Annotated in this window: 1 protein-coding gene; it reads right to left on the bottom strand. The window is 53.9% G+C overall.

Annotated elements, in window-relative coordinates; translation table 11 throughout:
• The coding region (locus QP995_RS10845; RefSeq protein WP_284853195.1) for an IS110 family transposase at positions 1-290 on the bottom strand (290 nt) is incomplete at its 3' end.
• Positions 291-332 lie beyond the last annotated feature (42 nt).

The raw sequence follows: 332 nt of genomic DNA, 5'->3' as shown, positions 1-332 counted from the left end.
TAGAGATCTGCAGCTTTGCGCATCGCAAGACCTGGCAGGTATCCGACTTCGCAACCGCAGTCCCGGGCTACAGCAATTGGTAGTGCGCCGATGGTGTTGGGTTGGTCGACGATCACGAGCACGGTGCCTAGCTTCTGAAGCTGGTGAAAAACGCCTGCTAGTTCGGATTCGAGTTGAGGCAACGGTTTGTCAAAGACCTTGTTACCATCACGGTCTAAGGCGCAGGCGTGGTGTTCGGATTTGCCGACGTCTAGACCAAGGAATATGTCGATGGAATGCTCCGGAGACATGATGAGCTCCTAGAAAACGAGATGGGTATGGCGTTGTTCCAG

Origin of the sequence: Corynebacterium sp. MSK032 (assembly GCF_030232065.1) — a bacterium.
Classification (GTDB): Bacteria; Actinomycetota; Actinomycetes; order Mycobacteriales; family Mycobacteriaceae; genus Corynebacterium; species Corynebacterium jeikeium_D.
This window is presented reverse-complemented; position numbering and strand designations above follow the sequence as displayed.